Here is a 2,125-nt window from a genome sequence, read left to right as displayed (position 1 = left end):
GGAGAAACCTTCTTCGGAATTGGAGCGCAGCCCTTGCCAAAACCTTGAAGCATGTGTGTACGACAGCTAAGCGTGTTGGTAAGCAGATTGTAAAAGCTGCTAAGAAGATTGATTGGAAGAAAGTTGCGATTGTCGCAGTGGCTACCGTAGCAGCAGTAGCTGTCACAGTAGCGACAGCAGGAGCAGCAGGTCCACTTATTGCGGCAGGTGTCAGCGGTCTTGGTTTGAGCGGAGCCGCCGCAACTGTTGTGACTGCTGCAGCGGTTGGAGCTGTTTCAGGTGCAGCAGGTGGAGCAGTTAGTGGATTTACTACTAGTGTTCTTTCAGGCGACAAGCCAAAAGATATTCTTGCGAATACTTGGAATGGAGCCAAGAGTGGTTTTGCCTCAGGAGCTTTAACAGGAGGTCTTCTTGGAGGCTTCGGTTCAGCAACTTCTTCAGTGAGTGCTCCGGTAGCTCGTTATGCGGTAGATACTTTTGGGGAAACCGCAGTTGATACGATTGCGGATGCGGCACAGGGTGGTAAAGTTACTCCCGGTAGCATTATGACTAGCCTAGCGATTAATGCGGTATCTGAAGGTATCTCAGCCCGCGGAGCTAAGGGAACTAAGGCAGATGTCAATACTAGCAAGCCAAAAGTTGGAGATGTGCCAGTTACGAAGTCTCGCAAGGATGTGACTCCTGTTCAGCAACTAGCCTTGCCTGGGCCGACAAGTAAACCACTGGTCTTACCAGCTCCTAAATCTACCCCTAAGACAGATTTTTATGTTTCACCTTCGGGTGATGTGACACCTGCTACTAGGACATATTCTTATTTGTAAGATTCGAAACATGTTGGTGCAGGTAAAGATTTTACTGCCGCTCAGAAGAGGACTATTATAGAGGAGAACATGGCTAGAAATGGTGGAGTTGTTCGTTCAGACTTATCTAGGGATATTTTATCAAAACCTCAGAAAAGTCAGAAAGGGGTCACACCAGATCCTAATGAGTGGCAGATAGATCATATTAATCCTAAAAGTAAAGGTGGTTCAAATAGTTATGCTAATGCTCAAGTGCTTTCTAGATATGAGAATCGCGTGAAGTCTGATTATTATCCAGGAGGAGATTGATATGGATTATGTTTTAAGTGTCAAAACTTTATATGAAGGATGTTATTTAGCAGGTATTTCTTGTGCTGTTATGTCTGCTAAATTTCCAGAGTTATCATTTGAGCACTGCTGGGATGGAATTAACTACTCGGTTCAGGATGGTTTTGGTAGCAGAGGAACAGTTACGTTCCAAGATAATTTTTGTGTATGTGCTTTTCGAGCTGATAACAGTGAGCGTTTGAGTAATTCTTATCCTTATACGCATTATTTTGAAAATTGTCCGAGTAGAATTTTTCGATTAGCAGAGGAAGAAGCATTAACAATATCTATTAGATGAAAATAACGGAGTAATCCTTCCAGTTATTACAGCATGCTTTTGGAGTAATGGAAACAAGCTAGAATCTAATGATAGTTGGGATGATATATTCTCTAATGGTGGAGATATCAGCTCTCTGTCTTTGAAATTGGGCTAGAGCATTGGAAAAATTATTATGAAATGGATTTGGAAGAGTTGAATTTAGTTGTAAGGATATTTAAAGAACGGGTAGCTAATCCTAATCGAGATATTAGATTAGTGGATGATGTAGAAATTCTATCTAGATATGGATTAGAAGGGCTAAGTGAAGCTAAACAACTATTAGAAAGTATGCGTATTTATTTGGATTAGCAGATAGTATTTTGCTTTTGCTGTTCAATAGGCATAAAATTACCTACTATTTTTCCTACAGTTCTTGCTTCATCTTCAGTTGGTACAAACTTTTTCGGACAATTTTATTTTATAAAAACTAGTCTAAATCCATCTTCATGTATTTGGGTTCAAAGGGTAAATTCTCAAAGTAAGTTCTAGTTCCCGTCCTTCCAGAAGTTACTCTGAGAAAACTGCATAAAACCAACAGAATTTAGTCTCAGACTAAGTTCTATTTTTGACTAAAATACGGATTCAAAGAAGTTTTTGTCTTAAAATTGGGCTCTTTGTCAACTGTAGTGGGTTGATGAAAAGCTAACATCGTGAGAGGACGAACTTCGTTCTCTCTTTC

Annotated in this window: 4 protein-coding genes; all 4 read left to right on the top strand. The window is 40.5% G+C overall.

Going from position 1 to position 2,125, the window contains the following annotated elements:
- Window positions 1-821: hypothetical protein (locus tag ACVPON_RS04100; RefSeq protein WP_462876445.1), on the top strand; the 821-nt coding region annotated here is incomplete at its 5' end.
- Between the two features lie 69 nt (window positions 822-890).
- Window positions 891-1,109 (top strand): HNH endonuclease domain-containing protein, encoded by a 219-nt coding sequence (locus ACVPON_RS04095; protein ID WP_462876443.1) that lies wholly within the window; start codon window positions 891-893, stop codon window positions 1,107-1,109.
- A 1-nt stretch (window position 1,110) separates the two neighbouring features.
- Window positions 1,111-1,425, top strand: a complete 315-nt coding sequence (locus tag ACVPON_RS04090; protein ID WP_462876441.1) for a hypothetical protein — start codon at window positions 1,111-1,113, stop codon at window positions 1,423-1,425.
- Window positions 1,426-1,584: 159 nt separating this feature from the next.
- Window positions 1,585-1,755: a hypothetical protein gene (locus tag ACVPON_RS04085; RefSeq protein ID WP_462876439.1), complete on the top strand. Its 171-nt coding sequence runs from the start codon at window positions 1,585-1,587 to the stop codon at window positions 1,753-1,755.
- Window positions 1,756-2,125: the final 370 nt, after the last annotated feature.

It is taken from the genome of Streptococcus sp. 1F3 (genome assembly GCF_054968985.1).
Note: the sequence above shows the minus strand (reverse complement) of the source record. Positions and strands in the feature narration are given on the sequence as shown.

Bases quoted from the DNA above. Each gene is read 5' to 3' on its own strand.
- ACVPON_RS04095 (WP_462876443.1), top strand. From the start codon at position 891: ATGGCTAGAAATGGTGGAGTTGTTCGTTCAGACTTATCTAGGGATATT.
- ACVPON_RS04090 (WP_462876441.1), top strand. From the start codon at position 1,111: ATGGATTATGTTTTAAGTGTCAAAACTTTATATGAAGGATGTTATTTA.
- ACVPON_RS04085 (WP_462876439.1), top strand. From the start codon at position 1,585: ATGGATTTGGAAGAGTTGAATTTAGTTGTAAGGATATTTAAAGAACGG.